The 1,358-nt window shown below is 69.1% G+C and carries 1 protein-coding gene; it reads right to left on the bottom strand.

Translation table 11 applies throughout. The features are described from left to right. A partial coding sequence (locus ABT122_RS33540; protein WP_351559976.1) for a condensation domain-containing protein occupies nucleotides 1-1,234 on the bottom strand: 1,234 nt, incomplete at its 3' end. Nucleotides 1,235-1,358: the final 124 nt, after the last annotated feature.

The raw sequence follows: 1,358 nt of genomic DNA, 5'->3' as shown, positions 1-1,358 counted from the left end.
CCCAGCCCTCCGCCAGAACCCCCTCCGGCCAGACGCACGTCAGCGTCAGCTCCGGCCCATCCGGAAGATCACGCGTCACCGCCGTCACCGTCAGCGCATGACCCAACGGCATCCGCTCATCCGCACCACCCGACAACGCCCCCATCTCCACCGCCGGCTCCCAGTCCGCGTCCCGCCCCGCCGCGAACCGCCCCAGATAGTTGAACGCCACCGACGCACCCGGCAACCCCGCCAGCACCCCACCCGCGACCCCGTCCAAATACCGCAGAACACCAAACCCCGCACCACCATCAGGAACAGAACGCATCTGCTCCTTCACCCGCTTCAACACCCCACCCGCACCCAGACCCCGCCCCGGGTCAAGACGCACCGGATGCACACTCGTGAACCAGCCCACCGTCCGCGACAGATCCACCCCCACCACCGACTCCCGCCGGCCATGCCCCTCCACATCCACCAGCACCGGCCCACCCAGAACCGACACCAGCCCCGACAACAACACCTCATCCACACCACAGAAGAACAACGACGGAACCCGCGACAACAACACCCCCGCCACACCCACCGGCACCCGCCACGACAACGACCGCGCCGACCCCACCGTGTCCCGCACCACATCCAACGGCCGATCACCCACCACCACCGCCGGAGCCCCCAGCAACCCCACCCACACCGGCAACTCCCCCGACCGCACCCCCGACCCCGCCTCCTCCACCAACAACCCCGCCCACTCACGGAACGACGTCCCCACCCCCGGCAACACCACCTCACGCCCCGCCGAAACCGCCTCCCACGCCACCGCGAGATCCCGCACCACCACCCGCCACGACACCCCGTCAACCACCAGATGATGCGCCACCACCAACAACCGCCCCGGCTCACCACCCCGGTCGAACCACACCACCCGCACCATCACCCCACCCACCGGATCAAGCCCACGCCCCACCTCCCCCGCCACACCCTCCACCAGCCCACGCAACTCCTCCCCCCCAACACCCCGCGCGTCAACCCGCTCCACACACCCCCCCGCCGAAACCACACCCACACCCCGCACCTCCAACACCCACGCCCCCCCCGACTCCACCAACCGCGACCGCCACATGTCATGACAGTCCAACACCCCCTGCACCACCCCCACCACACCACCCAAACCCACACCACCCGGCACCCTCACCACCACCGACTGACAAAACCCCTCAAACCCAGCCACCCCCACCCCACCAAACCCATACATCACCGGCGTCAACGGCACCACACCCACACCCGAAACACCACCAACCCCCGACGACACCACCCCACCCACACCCCGAGCCACCCCCGCCAACCCCGCCACCGACTGACACTGAAAAACCTCACGG

Origin of the sequence: Streptomyces sp. NPDC001985, assembly GCF_040296845.1 — a bacterium.
In the GTDB taxonomy this organism is placed as follows: domain Bacteria; phylum Actinomycetota; class Actinomycetes; order Streptomycetales; family Streptomycetaceae; genus Streptomyces.
Note: the sequence above shows the minus strand (reverse complement) of the source record. Positions and strands in the feature narration are given on the sequence as shown.